1 pseudogene is annotated in these 228 nt (G+C 70.6%); it reads right to left on the bottom strand.

The features are described 5' to 3' along the window. Positions 1-228, bottom strand: a pseudogene (locus AX735_RS25980) (SAM-dependent methyltransferase); the annotation flags it as partial.

Here is a 228-nt window from a genome sequence, read left to right as displayed (position 1 = left end):
CCTTGGCGTCGTCGGCCAGTGGCAGCCGGGTCATGCTGTCGATCAGCAGGTCCAGCCCCGGCAGATGGCGGAGCACCTCGCCCGCGATCGCCATGGCGAGCGCGCGGTCGGACCGATCCTCGATCCCCTGACAGGCCGCGTGCTGCGCGACATCGAGCGACTCCCCGCGGCGCATCACCGCATCGAGCATCTTGAGCGCGGCACGCGGCCTGTCAGGGGATCGAGGAT

Source organism: Blastomonas sp. CCH1-A6 (assembly GCF_001556365.1).
Lineage (GTDB): Bacteria > Pseudomonadota > Alphaproteobacteria > Sphingomonadales > Sphingomonadaceae > Blastomonas > Blastomonas ursincola.
This window is presented reverse-complemented; position numbering and strand designations above follow the sequence as displayed.